Source organism: Nocardia sp. NPDC058519 (assembly GCF_042719755.1).
In the GTDB taxonomy this organism is placed as follows: domain Bacteria; phylum Actinomycetota; class Actinomycetes; order Mycobacteriales; family Mycobacteriaceae; genus Nocardia.
Genome location: NZ_JBHXNK010000028.1, coordinates 85,967 through 100,768, shown reverse-complemented (window position 1 = coordinate 100,768; position 14,802 = coordinate 85,967). Strand labels below are relative to the sequence as shown.

Below are 14,802 nucleotides of genomic sequence, written 5' to 3'. Positions count from 1 at the left end.
CGCGGGCACTGGCGCGGGGCGCGATCGCGCCGTACGCCCGGCGCGACCGGTCGTAATCTCCCCCGCCTGGGGGCGGGGACGCGTGATGCGTCCCGGCCCGCTGTCATGGGTCCGGCGAAACCGGCACCGGGGCGCGCCGCGACTTGGCACCATGCGAAGACCGAGTTACGACAGAATCGAGTCCGCCCATGAAGCCGACACCGTTGTCCGGGAACGGTCTGATGCCGGTCCACCGACCATCCGACCAACGTCCCCGCCTCGATGCCCTGTCCACGAAGGGGATCGCCACGTTCACGGAGTTGTTCACCGCGGCGCCGGAGACGACAGCATCCGATTTCGGCCGACTGACCGGCGACCTGGTGATGCGGTCCTTCCCCGCGACCGGCACCCGGTTGCTCGGACCGCTGATGGACCGTCCCGCCTACTTCTGGGTCGGTAAGTCCTTTCGTCACGTGGACGGCGGGATGGCATTCGGGCACAACATCTTCCGCCTGCTCGGCGGTATGCGGGCGCTGAACTTCGTGGCAACGGTCGGCGCATCCTCGGTCGACGGCCGCGCGGCCGTGCGATTGGACTACGACGATCTCCGAGCCGGAAAGCCCGGTCCCGCCCACCGGATCTACGACGAGTTGCGCGAGATAGAGCCGGGTCTGTGGCTGGGACCCAGCTACTTCAAGCGCGGTGCGAAACTGACATCCATGGGCTGGTTCGCCCTGGACGCCTCGATCGAGTTCGACGGTCCACTGTGAGTCGGCCCCGCGCTCTCGCTCGGTGACAGTGCCGACGACTCACTCCGTGGCGGCTCGACGGGCGCGATACTCGGCGACGTTCACTCCACCGACGCCCCAATCCGTCAGCGGCACTTCGTCGATCACGACGTAGGTGCTGTCGGGGTTCTTGCCGAGTACCTCGAAGAGCAGATCGGTGACGCCCTCGATGAGCCGCGACTTCTGTTCCGTGGTGACGTTTTCGTCGGTGACCTTGATGTTCACGTACGGCATGAGCGTGTCCTTTCGATGGGTACAGCTTTCACAGGATGACCGGCGGTCGGGCAGCTGCGCACCCGACTCCGCTGGGTAGGAGCAGTTTTCGTCGACTCAGGCGGATCGACCGGAAATGAACCCACCGTCGACGGGCAGGATGTGGCCGGTGACGAACTCGGCGTCGGTGAGATACAGCACGGCCGCGGTGGTGTCGGCGACCTCGCCGATCCGGTTCAGCAGCGCCAGCGCACCCGAGGCGCGCTCGTCGCCGTCACCGAAGAGCGGGGTGCGGATGATGCCGGGAGCCACCGCGTTCACCCGGATTCCGGCGGAGGCGAATTCGGCGGCCAAGCTGGTGGTGAGCGCGTGCACGCCACCCTTGCTGATGAGCGCGGCCGAGGCGGGCAGACCGGCCAGCGCGTGGTCGATCAGAACCGTGCCGATATTGACGATGCTGCCGCCCGCACCCTGGGCGAGCAGCTGTCGAACGACGGCCTGGGTGGTGAAATAGGTGCCCTTGAGGTTGCCGCCGAGGTAGCGATCGAGTTCGTCCTCGGTGACGTCGACGAACGGCGTGGCACCGAAGACGCCCGCGCTGTTGATCAGCGCGTCGACCCGGCCGAACCGATCGAGCGCGGTACGCACGTATGCCGAACCCGTTGCGGGCGAGGCGATGTCACCGACCACGGTGGCCACCCGTTCGGGCGCGGCCAGTTCGGCGGCGACCTCGGCGAGCTTGTCGGCGTCGCGCCCGCCAAGGACGACATTGTCACCCCGGGCGACGAGCGCACGAGCGACATCACGCCCGATGCCGCTGGAACCACCGGTCACGACGACCGTCTTCGCTGTGGACATGAACTGATCCTTTCGAATGATATACGACCGGTCGTCTTGAAATGGCGACCGAAAGGAGACCGACCCGTAGGCCGGCGATGCTGGTCGAATCGGCACCGGACCGGCGCCGACGGGGTTACGGCCGGAAGTAGTCGTCGAGCAGTCGGCGCAGACACTTGTCGAGCGGCTCGACGGTGCGGTCGATCTTCATCCGGATCACCGCACCCTCCCAGGATTCGAGGAGTAGATCCGCCAGATCCACGGCGTCGATATCGGCGCGGACAGTACCCTGCGCCTGCGCCTCACCCAGCGCGGTGGCCACGCCGTCACGCCACGCCGCCCAGGCAGTCGACAGCGAATTCCGCAGCAGCTCACTGCCTTCCAGTTCCGCGCCGAGGTTGGCGATCAGACAGCCGCCGGTGTATTCGGCGGTGACGAAATCCTCGGTCATGGTCGCGAAGAAGGCGCGGATGCCACTGAGCGGGTCCGGCGCCGTATCGAAGGCGGCGGCGAGGTTGCGCTGCACGCACAGCGAATGATGCTCGATGATCGCCTGCGCGAAGCTCTCCTTGCTGTCGAAGTAGTTGTAGAACGACCCTTTCGGCACGCCGACTTTGTCGAGCACCTGCTTGATGCCGGTGCCGTGGTAGCCCTGCGACAGCAGGCCGACGGCGCCCTCCTCTATGAGGAGAGCTCGCGTGTCGTCGCTGCGCCGTGGTCGTGCCATGCGAGAAACTATACGACCGGTCGTCTAGGAATGGCAAGAGCCGATTCTCACACGTGCTCAGTCGTCGTCGACTCCACGAGCCGCAAGGGCCTCCCCCATCGCGTCGGCGGTCCGCAACGCCCGCACCAATACCGGCGTGACCAGTGCGGTCGCCGACCATGACACCCCGCGCGCTCGCCGCGCCTCACCGACATCGTGGACGATCTGTGCCAGCAAGGGAACGCACCGAATCGCCAGGGCGAGCAGCAGACCCACCCGCTCCGGGTTCACCCCGGCACGACGAAGCGGTCCGAGCGCGCGGGTCAGGGCGTCGAGCATGTCGGTCACGCGCGTGGTCACCGTGACCAGGGCGGCGAGAGCGACCGAAACGAGCAACACCCCGCACACCACAACGGCCCGCATCGGCGAAGTGGTGAGTAGCTGGAACACTCCGATGATCGCGGTCATCCACAGCACCGGGCGCACCTGAGCGAAGGCCACCCGCCAGGAGATACGGGCCAGCGCGAACAGGCCGACTACCAGCGCCACCGCGACCAGCACTCCGAGCGGGCCGCGGACGAACACCGTCAACGCCAGGATCGAGACCAGCAACAGCGCCAGCTTCACTCCCGCCGGCATCCGGTGCAGCAGCGAGTCGCCGGGGCAGTACAGGCCGATCATTCGATCAGTTGCCGATACGCGTCGATCGCCGCCACCGGGGGGCCGTCGAACACGACGCAACCGTTGTCCAGCACCACGACTCGATCGAATCCGTCGAGCAGTCCGAGCTGGTGGGTCACCACGATCACCTGCTGGTCGAGGGAGTTCAGCGCCTGCGAAACCCGCCGCGCGTTGCGCAGATCGAGCAGCGTGGTCGGTTCGTCGGCCACGATCACCTCGGGCTCGCGGATCAGCGCGGAACCGATGGCCAGTAGCTGTTTCTGGCCGCCGGAGAGCAGGTGTGCCGGATGGTCGGTGTGGGCGGCGAGGCCGAAGCGGTCGAGCATTCGCCGCACCCGTGCCGCGATCTCAGCCTTGCTCAGGTCGCTGCGGCGCAGCGAGAACGCGAGGTCCTCGGCGACCGTCGGCATCACGATCTGGGTGTCGGGATCGGTGAACACGAAGCCGACCTTGCGCCGCACCTGCGCGCCCTTGCGGGCGACGTCGAGTCCGTCGACGGTGACGGTGCCGGTGGAGGGCTTGAGCAGTCCGTTGAGCATGCGGGCCAGCGTCGATTTGCCCGACCCGTTGGCGCCGATGAATCCGACCCGGCGTTCGGTGATCCGCAGGTCGATATCGCGCAGCACGGTCCGCTCACCGAAACGGTGCCCGACCGAGCTGACGACGATCTCGCTCACGACGTCGCGGAACGGATCAGCCCGGGATAGGCGCGATGCACACCCTTCGCCACGACCGTGGCGATCACGACCTTGGCCAGATCGCCGGGCACGAACGCGAAGTTGGTCGACACCGCCGCCCACGGGCTGAGATCGGTGCGCACCAGCAGTCCCGCGGTGCCGAACAGGTAGATGATCACGATGCCGCCGAGGGCATTGATCAGCAGGCCGAGCACGATCGGATACTTCGGCAGGATCATCGCGGTCAGCAACCCGATGACCAGCGTCGCCGGAATCCAGCCGATCAGGTAGCCGGCCGTCGGCGACGCCAGCGCGGTGAGTCCGGTGCGGCCACCCGACAGCAGCGGCAGCCCGATCATGGTCAGCGCGATGAACACCGCCACCGCGGCAGTGCCCTTGCGGGCGCCCAGGATCGCGCCGGTGAGGATTACCCCGAGCGTCTGCAGCGTGATCGGTACCCCGCTGAACCCGACGGTGATCGCACCCGGCAGGCCGAGGGCGGCGATCAGCGCCGCGAACACCGCGATCTGCGCCATGTCCCGTGCGGCGAACCCGGTCACCGGCTTCGCGTTCTTCTCGACTTCAGACACGGCAAACATCCTTCACAACAGAATTGAACAACGTTCAAAATAGCAGGTGATCAGGCCGCTGCCGCAACCGGAACGAGACTGTGGACCGATGTTGTGCCCGCCGTCGATCGACTACGATGGGAGGGTTGGTACCACTCGGAAGGCCCCGCCGTACGGAAACATCGTGCGCGCGATCAGTGCCCGAGGAAGGCCAGTCATGTCGATTGCGCTACAACGCTTTTCGAACTTGATCGCCGAAATACATACCGCAGGCACCGAACCGGACCGCTGGGATGGAGTGGTTCGCGAGATCACCGATACCTTCGACGCGATGCACGGTTTTCTCGTGATCGCCGACCCTGCCCACGGCGGCGTCGAGGTCAATTCCGCGGGCGCGATCACCGCCGCCGAGGTGCGCAAGCAACTCGACGCGGGCGCCGTACGCGTGAATCGGCTGCCGGTCGGTGCCACCGCGACCGGTGAGGAACTGTTCGGGTGTGGAAACGGCGGCGGCACCGCGGCGGTGCGGGCGAACGGCCTGGCCAACAGTTTCGTCGCTCGGCTCACCGGCGATCTGCCGTCGTCGTGGCTGTGTCTGACGATGCCCGACCACGGCGCGATCATCGACCAGCCCGGCGGTCCGGTACTGCTGCGAGTGCTCGTCCCGCACCTGCGCGCCGCGCTACACACTCGCGCGAAGCTGGTCGGCATGGCGCGGGAACGGGCGTTCGCGCTCGCTGCCCTGACGAAGGCCCACCACGGCATCATGATCGTCACCGCCGACACCGCGCTGGTGTTCGCCAACGCCGCGGCCGAGCGCATCGCGCGGGAGTCCGACGGGTTGACGGTGGACTCGTTCGGACATCTACGGGCCCACTCCGCACAGGTGCAGGACCGGCTGCGCCAGTTGATCGACGAGGCCACCGACTCGGAGTTCGGCGGCGGGAACGTGGCCGTGGCCCGTCCTTCGGGCAAGCGGTCGCTGATCCTGCGGATCTCCGCGCTGGACACGCACTCCGGCAACGGGCTGTGGCCGAGAGCCGCGCTCGTGGCGATCACCGATCCGGATCATGAACCGACACCGGATCCGGCTGTGCTGCACGAGCTCTACGGTTTGACCGACGCGGAGGTATCGGTCGCACTGTGCGTCCTGCGCGGCGACGGACTCCCCGCCGTCGCCGATGAACTCTCCGTGTCGGTATATACCGCCCGGACTCATTTGCAGCACATTTTCGCCAAGACGAAAACACACCGGCAGGCCGAATTGGTCCGGTTATTATCGACCACCGCGATTTCGGCGCAGTGATATTCGATATTAAATCGGGTGGAATCCCACCCCAGCGCCGCCGCGGGAATTCACATCGTCGAGAATTCTGGTGAAATTCGCGCCCACTTGCGGGCCGATACACGGCACCGCGACGTAGCCGTTGACAATGGCGACGAGGGTAGATCCGACCACCACGGGCGCGCCGGAATCACCGACGATCACGCAGATCTGTGTCAGCGTCCAATTGGCCCCGCCGAAAACATCGCCGTAGACCAAACCACAGGTCTGCCCGGTGGTTCGTCCTTCCTTGCAGGCGACGGCCGGGAACTGCGCGGGCAGTCCGACACCGGTGATCGAGGTCGAGCCGACGTAGTTCACCGGGTTGACCAGACCGGCGTCGAAGCGGATGACCGCGTAGTCGAGGTCGGTACTGGTGAACGCGACGGTGCCGACGGACCCGGCCTCTTGATCAGCTTCCGCGGATACTCCGGCTCCGGCCACCGCGCAGTGTCCCGCGGTGAAGCCGACCAGCTGACCCGATCCGTCGAAGCCGATGGTGGTGAGTGTGCAGGTCGACCCGTCATCGAAGATGATGCCGGATCCGCCACCGAGGGTCACCGGGGCAGCCGCCTGCGCTGTCCCGACTGTCGCCCACATCAGCAGCAATGCGGCGGCGATCTGCCACCATCGACCCCAAGCCATAGGGACACTCCCGCACTGTGGTGCGGGAGTGCCTCGATTACTCCTCTTGGTTGCTGGCATCGGCGTGTCAGACCACGCATACCGGGTAGAGGAACGGCACTGTCACCAGGACCGGAAGACACGCCAGGAAAGCGCCGGGGATGGTGATGAACGGCGACAACACGACGGGCTCGACCTGAACAGGAACCGGTGCGACGGGGGCTGGGGCAGGATCCGCCGCGGGTGCTGCGCCGGCTACGCCGGCACCTAATGCGATCAGCGGCGCACATGCGAGCACCGCGATGGTTGAACGAATCTTGTACATGACCATTCCTTCGACTGTCTGACTACGAGTCGTGTCGGTCCCGAGTCGGGATCGTCACCGCTTTCAAGAACAGCACCGGCGGTCGGGAATTTCGTCGTTCGAACAGATGAGATCAGAAAGGGCGCTTGGATCGGATGACCGCTGCGAGGTATTCGTAGTCCGCGGCCCGCGCGGATGACCCTCGATATGCGAGCCCGATCGTGCGGCCGGGGGCGGGGTCGGCGAAGCGCGCGGTGTCCAGATTCGCGCGCGCGGTCTCGGCGGCCACGGCCATCTCCGGGATGAGTGTCACGCCGAGCCCGCCCGCCACACATTGCACCACGGTGGTCAGCGACGCGGCGCGCGTGTCGCCGACCGTCCCGGGCTGCACGTCGACCGAGCGGCACAGGTCAAGGGTCTGATCACGCAGACAGTGCCCCTCGTCGAGCAGCAGCAGTGGCAGGTCGGCGAGCGCGGGCGCGGCCAGGTCGGTACGCCCGGCCAGGTCGTGCCCGCGCGGAGTGACCAGGACGAACTCCTCGCTGTAGAGCGGGATCTCGACCAGGCCGCTCGCTTCGCTCGGCAGCGCGAGCACCGCCACATCGAGCACACCGGTGCGCAGGCCGTCGAGCAGCCGCGAGGTCTGGTCCTCGATCACCTGGGGCACCACCCCGGGCAGTTTGCGGCGTAATTCGGGCAGCAACTCGGGCAGCACATACGGCGCGACGGTCGGGATGATGCCGAGGCGCAGCGTGCCGCCGAGGGTGTCGCCGGTCGCCGAGGCGACGAATCGATCGGCGGCTTCCAGCGTCGCCCTGGCTTGCGGCAGCAGCCGCATCCCGGCCGCGGTGACCAGCACGCGGCGGGTGCTGCGCTCGATCAATTGGAGCCCGAGTCCGTTTTCCAGTGATGCCAGTGCCTGCGATAACGTGGGTTGACTCACAGTCAAACGCGCTGCGGCGGTGCCGAAATGCCGGTATTCGGCGACGGCCACGAACGCACGCAGCTGCGACAGGGTTGGCTGATAAGTCTGATCACTCACACCTATCAGTGTACGACCAGCAATCGGCTTTACCTTTCAGTAGGTTGACATCAACCACCCACGAATGAGGAGACGAAGCATGGCTCTGCTGACCATCGGCGACCAGTTCCCGGCATACAACCTCAAGGCCGTCATCGGAGGCGATCTCTCCAAGGTCGACGCGCAGCAGCCCGACGATTACTTCACCCAGATCACCAGCGACGACCACGCGGGCAAGTGGCGCATCGTGTTCTTCTGGCCCAAGGATTTCACCTTCGTGTGCCCGACCGAGATCGCCGCGTTCGGCAAGCTGAACGAGGAGTTCGCCGATCGTGACGCGCAGGTACTCGGCGCCTCGGTCGACAACGAGTTCGTGCACTTCCAGTGGCGTGCCCAGCACGAGGATCTCAAGACCCTGCCCTTCCCGATCCTGTCGGACCTCAAGCGTGAACTTGCCGCTGCCACCGGCGTTCTCAACGCCGACGGGGTCGCCGATCGCGCCACCTTCATCGTCGACCCGAACAACGAGGTGCAGTTCGTCTCGGTGACCGCCGGTTCGGTCGGCCGCAATGTCGACGAGGTGCTGCGCGTGCTCGACGCCCTGCAGTCCGACGAGCTGTGCGCCTGCAACTGGAAGAAGGGCGACCCGACCATCGACGCGGGCGAACTCCTTTCGGCCAGCGTCTGATTCACCCTTCCCCACCGAAACACCCCAGAGGAGCCCCACTGTCATGAGCATCGAGAACCTGAAGAACTCTCTTCCCGAGTACGCCAAGGACCTCAAGCTCAATCTGTCCTCGCTGGCCCGCACCACGGTGCTCAACGAGCAGCAGCTGTGGGGCACCCTGCTCGCTTCGGCCGCCGCCACCCGGTCGGCGACCACCCTGCGCGAGATCGCCGAAGAGGCCGCCGACGTGCTCTCGGCCGAGGCGTACGACGCCGCGCTCGGTGCCGCGTCGATCATGGGCATGAATAACGTGTTCTACCGCGGTAAGGCGTTCCTGGACGGTCGCTACGACGACCTGCGGGCGGGTCTGCGGATGAACATCATCGGCAACCCCGGTGTCGACAAGGCCGATTTCGAGCTGTGGTCGTTCGCGGTCTCCTCGATCAACGGCTGCGCGCACTGCCTCGAAGCGCACGAGAAGACGCTGCGTGAGGCGGGTGTCTCGCGCGAGGTGATCTTCGAGTCGCTGCGGGCCGCGGCGATCGTCGCCGGTGTCGGCCAGGCGGTGGCGTCGACCGAGGCGCTGGCCTCGGCCGCCGTCTGATTCGAGACATCGGCTTCGCGCCTGCTTACGAGGCGTTCGGGCGGCCCCGATCCGGATTCCGGGTCGGGGCCGCTGCCGTGAGGAGGGGACACGTCCGGGGCTCACGGTTCGGTCGGCGCCGCTCAGCGTCCCGGTAGGCTCGCGATCATGAACGCACATGATGTGCCCGATGCCCCGAACATCCAGGTCGAGGTCGTCCGAGTGTTCACCGATCCGGCCGGAAATCTCGGCAACGCGCTCGGCATCGCCAGGGCGGGCGATGTTGTCGCCCTCGACAAGCAGGAGCTGGCGGCGCGGCTGGGATTCAGCGAGACCACGGTGGTCTCCGATCCCGTCGACGGCGTCGCCGACGTCCGCATCTACACACCCGCCGTCGAGTTGCCCTTCGCCGGGCATCCCACCGTCGGCACCGCGTGGTGGCTGGATGTCCAGCGCACGCCGGTGCACACTTTGCAGGTGCCCGCGGGCCCGGTGGCCGTCACCCGGACCGACGGCCTGACCTGGATCACCGCGCGCGCCGAGTGGGCACCGAAATTCGCCTTCCAGCAACTGGAGTCGGCCGAGGCGCTGGCGGCATTGTCGCCCGGCGACTTCACCGAGGGCCAGCATTTCTTCTGGGCGTGGACCGACGAGTCGCGCGGCGCGCTGCGGGCCAGGATGTTCGCTCCCGCGATGGGCATCGCCGAGGACGAGGCGACCGGCGCAGCGGCGGTCGCGCTCACCGGGCAGTTGCGTCGCGGGCTGATCATCACGCAGGGGCAGGGCTCGCAGCTCTACACCGAGTGGGACTCCGACGGGTGGGTTCGCCTCGGCGGGCGGGTCGCCGAAGATCACGTGGTGGTGCTCTGATCGGCGCAGCCGCGTGATGGGCGCAGACGCGACAGCGTTCCTCAACTGCGCACGGCCGGAACGAAGGCGGAGGTACGCCTAACCGTCCGGTTGACCGCCGAACCGGCGCAGCCAGGGTGGTCTGGCCGTCCACTGGCCGCGCCGCTGCGGCGCGGCCGTACCCAGGTCGGCGAGGATGCGGGTTTCGAGCGCGCGGGGCGGGGTGTGCTGATCGTCGGCGGCCAGCAGCGCGAGCACTTCGTGCACACCGCGGACGCGGGTGGCGAACTGCGACAGGCTGTTCGCGGTGGTGGCGGTGAGTTTGTTCTCGATGTGGTGATGTTCGAGCTCGGCGACCGCGTCGAGCGCGTAGGCGTCGGCCAGGGACAGCACCGAGCCGGGCGGGCACCACGACTGGCCGGCCGTCCACTGGTCGATCCGCTGCTCGGCGAGCCGTTCGATGCTCTCGGCCAGCAGTCTCGTGACCATCGGCACGCGCAGGCCCAGTTCGCGGCCGATGGCGCGGTAGGTGCGGCCGCCGTAGTAGGCGAGGACGAAGATCTCGCAGTGGCTGTCGAGTGGGTCGTCGAAGCCGAGCCTGGCCGCGGCCGCGAGCCAAGGCATGTCGTCGCCGCCGCGGCGATCCAGGCGCAGGCGCTGGACCGCGAGGCGATGGATCTGGGCCAGCAGCCAGGACTGGTCGGGGGTGAACGCCGGGCTGCCGAGGTCGATCTGGGTAGGGGCTGCGCCGGGATGGTCCACACCCGGACGTTCGGTGTCGATGCCGGGATGTCCCGCGCCCGGTCGATCCGTGCCGAAGCCCCATCGGTCCGTGCCGAGCCGGTCTGTACCGGCATTGCCGGGGCTGGGGTGACCACGGCCGGCTTCTGCGTGGTCCGCGGCGGGAAGACGGAGGCCGGGGCCTGCGCCATCGGTGCCCTCATGGTCCGGGTAGTCGGCGCCGAGGTGGTCGAGTCCGGCACGCGAGCCGACATCGACGTGGTCGGTGCCCTCGTGATCGGACCGGCGGGAACCGTCGTTGGTATAGACGACCCCGCGACCGAACGCCACGTCCATCGAACCGTAGGTGTGCGGGGCCAGATCGGATCGCTGTTCGGTCGCGACGAATGCCGAACGACCCCACGGCGTCCCGAGGTCCGGACCGGGACGCGACGGCGGGCCCATCACCGTGTCATCGGCGGATTCGGCCGGGCGGGCAGCGGATTCCCGGTCGGTGTCGTCCTCGTCGACGATCCATTGCGCCGCTCTCGCGCGCCGATATCCCTCGCGGACAACATCTTCGGCCGCGCCGCGACGGTGCAGCACCCGCAGTGCCAACCCGAACGCGGCGGCGCCGGTGGCGCGGTAGAGCGCGCGCATCTCCTCGCGATCGTCGGCGCCGGAGACGATCGCGGGGATCCGCGTACCGCCGCCGCGGAGCCCCGGCGGCGGTTGGGGACCGCGCTGCCCGCTCATCGTCGAATTCCTGCCCGCACTAAGGCAATTCGCAGCGCAAGCGGTTGTGGATCGGTATTCACCGGCCGATCGCGGCGATCAGCATGAACGCGGTCCCGAAATCCATCGCCACGTGGGGCACCAGCGCCGAGGTCAGCGGGTGGGAACCGGCGGGATGGACGAAGCTGTGCCAGCGTGACCGGTGACCGACGGTGCCGAGCGCGACCAGCGCGTCGAGGCCGAACAGCACCGCCAGCACGACGGCAGGCCAGCTCGCCCCACCGGCGCCGTGCACCGCCCCGTGCCCGGCCATCGCGTAGAGCATCGCCGCCGCGGCGACGGTGTGATAGCCCAGTGCCAACACACCGTCGGGTGCCGAGCCGGTGCGCCGGCCCATGACGCGTTCGGCGAGCAGGATCGCGAACGCCACGGTGAGGGCGGTGAGCAGCCCGCGCATCGCGTGCGGGTCGGTGGCGGCGGGGAACACCAGCATGACCAGCATCACCAGGCACATGAGCAGGTGCGCGCTGTCGGACGCGGTATCGACCCGGTGCGCGGGCGGCGTTCGCCTGGTCAACCGGGTCGCCACGATCACCGACGCCAGCACGAACGCGGCGACCACCGGCCACCGCACGAACGCATACTGCTCCACGAAATCGGCCACACCCCACCACTTTCGAGTCGACACCCGCGCCACCATGCTCGCACCCACAGTGGTGCTCCGGGGCGTTTTCCGCGGTCAGGACGCACCTCATCGCGACGCCTCACGCCGGCGGACACCACGGCGAGACCATGCGCTGCGCCCTCAGCACCGCTCGTTCCGCACGGCGAGGTCACGCCCATAGTGGCCGACCCGGATCGATGGGCATCGGCATCGATCTGCAAACTGGACTGATGACCGATAACCCAACTGCCGCGGTCGACCGGCTTCGCGTGGTGGCCGATGACCTCACCGGCGCGGAAATCCGGGCCCTGCTGGCCGCTCACCACGCGGAGATGGCGGACACCACCCCCGCCTGCAGCATGCACGCCCTCGACCTCACCGCCCTGCGTGATCCCGCGGTCACGGTGTGGAGCGCGTGGTCCGGCGACGACCTCGCCGGGTGCGGTGCGCTGAAGGAACTCGACACCGAGCACGCCGAGATCAAGTCCATGCGCACCGCCGACGGGCACACCGGCCGCGGTGTCGCCGCCGCTGTGCTCGCCCACCTGGTCGCGGTAGCCCGAGAACGCGGGTACCGGCGGCTGAGCCTGGAAACCGGCGCCGAAGACTTCTTCGCCCCGGCCCGCCGCCTCTACCTGCGCCACGGGTTCACCGAGTGCGGCCCGTTCGGCAGCTACTCCCCCGACCCACTGAGCCGATTCTTCACCCTGGGGCTCGAACCTTCCTGATTCCGCCGACCCACCGCCTGCCAGGGGATCAGGGCACGCTGAGGTCGCCCGCCTCGAGCCCGGTTCCGCCGGCGAGTTCGGCAGACGGAACCGGTGTACGAATCAGCCCAGGGCGCGCGCGAATCCGTCGGCGAGCTCGGCTACCTGTGCGTCGGTCATGACGAACGACGGCGAGATCTGCATGGCGCCCGCACCGGCGGCGCGGCCCGAGATGCCGTGTTCGCGCAAGGTTTTCACCAGGGCGGGACCTTCGGCGGGGTCTGCGAGCTGGACGGCGGCGACGGCGCCGAGGCCGCTGCGGACTTCGGCGACGCGGGGGTGGTCGGCCAACGGGGCCAACGCGGTGTGCAGGGTGGATTCGAGGCGGGCGGCTTCCTCGATGAGGCCCTCGCGTTCGACGATGGCGAGGTTGGCCAGGGCCGCGGCGGCGGCACCGGCGTGGCCGCCGTAGGTGTAGCCGTGGCGGAACCAGGTGCCGCCTGCGAAGAACGGCTCGGCCAGGTGGGGGGCGATGAAGACCGCGCCCATCGGGACGTAGCCGGAGGTGAGGCCCTTGGCCGTCGTCATCAGGTCGGGCTGCAGGTCGAAGCGGGTGGAGGCGAACCAGGACCCGCCGATGCGGCCGAAACCGGTGACGACCTCGTCCGCGACGAACAGGATGTCGTGGTCACGGCAGATCTGGCGGACCTCGGCCAGGTAGCCCTCTGGCGGCAGGTACACCCCACCGGCACCGATGATCGGTTCGCAGAAGAACGCGGCGATCTGCTCGGCACCGACGTCTTCGATCAGGGCGAGCAGCGATTTGGCGTCGTCCCATTCGACGGTGCGGGTGTCGTCGACCAGCACGCCGTAGCCCTCCTTGTTCGGCGTCAGACCGCCGAGCGAGGTGCTCGCGTAATGCATGCCGTGGTAAGCCAACCGGCGCCCGACCAGGATCTTCTTGTCGGTGCGGCCCTGTTCGTGCCAGTAGCGGCGGGCCAGTTTGGCCGCGGTCTCCACCGAATCGGAGCCACCGGAGGTGAAGAAGATCTTGCTGCCGGGAACGGGGGCGATCGAGGAGAGTTTCTCGGCGAGTTCCTGGGTGGGGGCTTCGGTAAGGTCGCCGAAGTTGGAGTAGTGCGCGATGGTGCGCAACTGGTCGGCGACCGCGTCGGCGATCTCACCGCGACCGTGGCCGACGTTGGCGAACCACAGCCCAGCGGTGGCGTCGAGGTAGCGCTTGCCCGCGGTGTCGAAGACGTAAGCGCCCTCGCCGCGAGCGATAACGAACGCACCGTCACGATTGACGGCACCCATATCAGCGAATCCGTGCCAGAGCGCATTCATGGGTCCACATTTACCCCACTGCGCCGCGACGCGCGCACCGGGGCCATCGCGGGTCAGCCTTCGGCCTTGCGTTCACGCCACCACGCGGGCAGATCACCCAGCGAAGCCATGGCTACCGCCAGGACCGCGAAGACCAGCGTGAGTACGACCAGCCCGATCGCCATCGACACATAGCCCTGGTCGGTGGGATTGATGAACGGATAGGGATACCAGTCGACGATCGGACCACGGATCAGGCTGTAGATGCCGTAGATCAGCGGAAAGAGCAACCACTGCCCGATCAGGGCCGGACTCGGCCGCAGGCGTTGCGCCATCGCGACGAACATCCAGTCCAGCACCAGGATCAAGGGCAGGTAGCGGTGCATGAGGTCGTTGATCCACTTGTCGTTGAGCATCACATCGATCCGCGACAGCAGCACCGCGTACACGACCATGGTGATGAGCATGTAGAGGGTGACAGCGCCACGGAACAGCTGCCAGCCGCGACCCTGCGGTGCGACCAGGCCGCCGATGAGCAGCACGATCACGCCCAGAATGTTGGACTCGATGGTGAAGTAGCTCAGATAGTTGGTGAGCGAGAAGGTCGCCGAGTCGATATTGCGCACGGGGATCCACAGCAGGACGACAACCCCGAGCAGGCCGAAACCGAGCCGATAGGCCCTGATCCACCATGCCGTTCGCTCCGTTGCGCTCATGCCCGGATCCTCGCACGACGGACCCCAGCTGACCGGGAGCTCGTGTGCGCACGGGCGTTCGCGTCGCGCGCTGTCAGCCGGACGCGCGGGCCGTGACGGGCGGGCGTCGTGG

The 14,802-nt window shown here is 67.7% G+C and carries 19 protein-coding genes; 6 read left to right on the top strand and 13 right to left on the bottom strand.

The features are described 5' to 3' along the window. The first annotated feature begins 188 nt into the window (after positions 1 to 188). Complete coding sequence (locus tag ACFWPK_RS26770; protein ID WP_378920274.1) at positions 189 to 749, top strand: hypothetical protein; 561 nt, start codon at positions 189 to 191, stop codon at positions 747 to 749. 39 nt (positions 750 to 788) lie between these two features. Here the strand turns inward: ACFWPK_RS26770 and ACFWPK_RS26765 are convergent, their stop codons facing one another. From ACFWPK_RS26765 to ACFWPK_RS26740, 6 genes are all read right to left on the bottom strand, one after another. Continuing rightward, on the bottom strand, positions 789 to 1,001 hold the full coding sequence (locus ACFWPK_RS26765) for a 4-oxalocrotonate tautomerase family protein (protein WP_378920272.1): 213 nt from the start codon (positions 999 to 1,001) through the stop codon (positions 789 to 791). Positions 1,002 to 1,097: 96 nt separating this feature from the next. Further along, positions 1,098 to 1,838, bottom strand: coding sequence for an SDR family NAD(P)-dependent oxidoreductase (locus tag ACFWPK_RS26760; protein WP_378920270.1), 741 nt, complete (start codon positions 1,836 to 1,838; stop codon positions 1,098 to 1,100). 115 nt (positions 1,839 to 1,953) lie between these two features. Then, the gene (locus ACFWPK_RS26755; protein WP_378920268.1) at positions 1,954 to 2,544 is read right to left on the bottom strand and encodes a TetR family transcriptional regulator C-terminal domain-containing protein; all 591 of its coding nucleotides are present in this window, start codon (positions 2,542 to 2,544) and stop codon (positions 1,954 to 1,956) included. Between the two features lie 57 nt (positions 2,545 to 2,601). Beyond that, positions 2,602 to 3,204, bottom strand: coding sequence for an energy-coupling factor transporter transmembrane component T family protein (locus ACFWPK_RS26750; RefSeq protein ID WP_378920266.1), 603 nt, complete (start codon positions 3,202 to 3,204; stop codon positions 2,602 to 2,604). Then, the gene (locus ACFWPK_RS26745; protein ID WP_378920264.1) at positions 3,201 to 3,881 is read right to left on the bottom strand and encodes an energy-coupling factor ABC transporter ATP-binding protein; all 681 of its coding nucleotides are present in this window, start codon (positions 3,879 to 3,881) and stop codon (positions 3,201 to 3,203) included. Before ACFWPK_RS26745 ends, ACFWPK_RS26750 begins: the two co-directional genes overlap by 4 nt. After that, positions 3,878 to 4,480 carry a biotin transporter BioY gene (locus tag ACFWPK_RS26740; RefSeq protein WP_378920262.1) on the bottom strand — a complete coding sequence of 201 codons (603 nt, stop codon included), beginning with the start codon at positions 4,478 to 4,480 and terminating at the stop codon, positions 3,878 to 3,880. Before ACFWPK_RS26740 ends, ACFWPK_RS26745 begins: the two co-directional genes overlap by 4 nt. Before the next feature lie 187 nt (positions 4,481 to 4,667). Here ACFWPK_RS26740 and ACFWPK_RS26735 point away from each other — a divergent pair, with 187 nt between their 5' ends. Next, positions 4,668 to 5,756, top strand: coding sequence for a helix-turn-helix transcriptional regulator (locus tag ACFWPK_RS26735; protein ID WP_378920260.1), 1,089 nt, complete (start codon positions 4,668 to 4,670; stop codon positions 5,754 to 5,756). A 9-nt stretch (positions 5,757 to 5,765) separates the two neighbouring features. Here the strand turns inward: ACFWPK_RS26735 and ACFWPK_RS26730 are convergent, their stop codons facing one another. The 3 genes from ACFWPK_RS26730 to ACFWPK_RS26720 all read right to left on the bottom strand — a co-directional run bounded on the left by ACFWPK_RS26730 (position 5,766) and on the right by ACFWPK_RS26720 (position 7,744). Further along, complete coding sequence (locus ACFWPK_RS26730) at positions 5,766 to 6,419, bottom strand: serine protease (RefSeq protein WP_378920258.1); 654 nt, start codon at positions 6,417 to 6,419, stop codon at positions 5,766 to 5,768. Between the two features lie 67 nt (positions 6,420 to 6,486). Further along, a complete protein-coding gene (locus tag ACFWPK_RS26725) occupies positions 6,487 to 6,729 on the bottom strand; it encodes a hypothetical protein (protein ID WP_378920256.1) in 243 nt (80 codons plus the stop codon). Between the two features lie 106 nt (positions 6,730 to 6,835). Next, on the bottom strand, positions 6,836 to 7,744 hold the full coding sequence (locus tag ACFWPK_RS26720; RefSeq protein WP_378920254.1) for a LysR substrate-binding domain-containing protein: 909 nt from the start codon (positions 7,742 to 7,744) through the stop codon (positions 6,836 to 6,838). Between the two features lie 79 nt (positions 7,745 to 7,823). Between ACFWPK_RS26720 and ACFWPK_RS26715 the strand changes: the two genes are divergently transcribed. From ACFWPK_RS26715 to ACFWPK_RS26705, 3 genes are all read left to right on the top strand, one after another. Then, a complete protein-coding gene (locus tag ACFWPK_RS26715) occupies positions 7,824 to 8,411 on the top strand; it encodes a peroxiredoxin (protein ID WP_378920252.1) in 588 nt (195 codons plus the stop codon). 43 nt (positions 8,412 to 8,454) lie between these two features. Beyond that, positions 8,455 to 8,994, top strand: a complete 540-nt coding sequence (locus ACFWPK_RS26710) for a carboxymuconolactone decarboxylase family protein (RefSeq protein WP_378905620.1) — start codon at positions 8,455 to 8,457, stop codon at positions 8,992 to 8,994. Between the two features lie 147 nt (positions 8,995 to 9,141). Continuing rightward, positions 9,142 to 9,843: a PhzF family phenazine biosynthesis protein gene (locus tag ACFWPK_RS26705; RefSeq protein ID WP_378920250.1), complete on the top strand. Its 702-nt coding sequence runs from the start codon at positions 9,142 to 9,144 to the stop codon at positions 9,841 to 9,843. Positions 9,844 to 9,921: 78 nt separating this feature from the next. Here ACFWPK_RS26705 and ACFWPK_RS26700 read toward each other — a convergent pair whose 3' ends face one another. Beyond that, positions 9,922 to 11,298, bottom strand: a complete 1,377-nt coding sequence (locus tag ACFWPK_RS26700) for a hypothetical protein (protein WP_378920248.1) — start codon at positions 11,296 to 11,298, stop codon at positions 9,922 to 9,924. Between the two features lie 58 nt (positions 11,299 to 11,356). Continuing rightward, on the bottom strand, positions 11,357 to 11,965 hold the full coding sequence (locus tag ACFWPK_RS26695; protein ID WP_378920246.1) for a DUF5134 domain-containing protein: 609 nt from the start codon (positions 11,963 to 11,965) through the stop codon (positions 11,357 to 11,359). A gap of 206 nt (positions 11,966 to 12,171) precedes the next feature. Here ACFWPK_RS26695 and ACFWPK_RS26690 point away from each other — a divergent pair, with 206 nt between their 5' ends. Then, the gene (locus tag ACFWPK_RS26690) at positions 12,172 to 12,669 is read left to right on the top strand and encodes a GNAT family N-acetyltransferase (protein ID WP_378920244.1); all 498 of its coding nucleotides are present in this window, start codon (positions 12,172 to 12,174) and stop codon (positions 12,667 to 12,669) included. A gap of 102 nt (positions 12,670 to 12,771) precedes the next feature. Here the strand turns inward: ACFWPK_RS26690 and ACFWPK_RS26685 are convergent, their stop codons facing one another. Next, positions 12,772 to 13,995, bottom strand: a complete 1,224-nt coding sequence (locus tag ACFWPK_RS26685; RefSeq protein WP_378920242.1) for an aspartate aminotransferase family protein — start codon at positions 13,993 to 13,995, stop codon at positions 12,772 to 12,774. Between the two features lie 53 nt (positions 13,996 to 14,048). Continuing rightward, positions 14,049 to 14,690 carry a Pr6Pr family membrane protein gene (locus ACFWPK_RS26680; protein ID WP_378920240.1) on the bottom strand — a complete coding sequence of 214 codons (642 nt, stop codon included), beginning with the start codon at positions 14,688 to 14,690 and terminating at the stop codon, positions 14,049 to 14,051. Positions 14,691 to 14,802: the final 112 nt, after the last annotated feature.

Coding starts and splice junctions, on each gene's coding strand:
- ACFWPK_RS26700 (WP_378920248.1), bottom strand. CDS start 11,298: ATGAGCGGGCAGCGCGGTCCCCAACCGCCGCCGGGGCTCCGCGGCGGC.
- ACFWPK_RS26690 (WP_378920244.1), top strand. CDS start 12,172: ATGACCGATAACCCAACTGCCGCGGTCGACCGGCTTCGCGTGGTGGCC.
- ACFWPK_RS26760 (WP_378920270.1), bottom strand. CDS start 1,838: ATGTCCACAGCGAAGACGGTCGTCGTGACCGGTGGTTCCAGCGGCATC.
- ACFWPK_RS26750 (WP_378920266.1), bottom strand. CDS start 3,204: ATGATCGGCCTGTACTGCCCCGGCGACTCGCTGCTGCACCGGATGCCG.
- ACFWPK_RS26680 (WP_378920240.1), bottom strand. CDS start 14,690: ATGAGCGCAACGGAGCGAACGGCATGGTGGATCAGGGCCTATCGGCTC.
- ACFWPK_RS26755 (WP_378920268.1), bottom strand. CDS start 2,544: ATGGCACGACCACGGCGCAGCGACGACACGCGAGCTCTCCTCATAGAG.
- ACFWPK_RS26715 (WP_378920252.1), top strand. CDS start 7,824: ATGGCTCTGCTGACCATCGGCGACCAGTTCCCGGCATACAACCTCAAG.
- ACFWPK_RS26735 (WP_378920260.1), top strand. CDS start 4,668: ATGTCGATTGCGCTACAACGCTTTTCGAACTTGATCGCCGAAATACAT.
- ACFWPK_RS26705 (WP_378920250.1), top strand. CDS start 9,142: ATGAACGCACATGATGTGCCCGATGCCCCGAACATCCAGGTCGAGGTC.
- ACFWPK_RS26685 (WP_378920242.1), bottom strand. CDS start 13,995: ATGAATGCGCTCTGGCACGGATTCGCTGATATGGGTGCCGTCAATCGT.
- ACFWPK_RS26770 (WP_378920274.1), top strand. CDS start 189: ATGAAGCCGACACCGTTGTCCGGGAACGGTCTGATGCCGGTCCACCGA.
- ACFWPK_RS26725 (WP_378920256.1), bottom strand. CDS start 6,729: ATGGTCATGTACAAGATTCGTTCAACCATCGCGGTGCTCGCATGTGCG.
- ACFWPK_RS26765 (WP_378920272.1), bottom strand. CDS start 1,001: ATGCCGTACGTGAACATCAAGGTCACCGACGAAAACGTCACCACGGAA.
- ACFWPK_RS26710 (WP_378905620.1), top strand. CDS start 8,455: ATGAGCATCGAGAACCTGAAGAACTCTCTTCCCGAGTACGCCAAGGAC.
- ACFWPK_RS26730 (WP_378920258.1), bottom strand. CDS start 6,419: ATGGCTTGGGGTCGATGGTGGCAGATCGCCGCCGCATTGCTGCTGATG.
- ACFWPK_RS26740 (WP_378920262.1), bottom strand. CDS start 4,480: ATGTTTGCCGTGTCTGAAGTCGAGAAGAACGCGAAGCCGGTGACCGGG.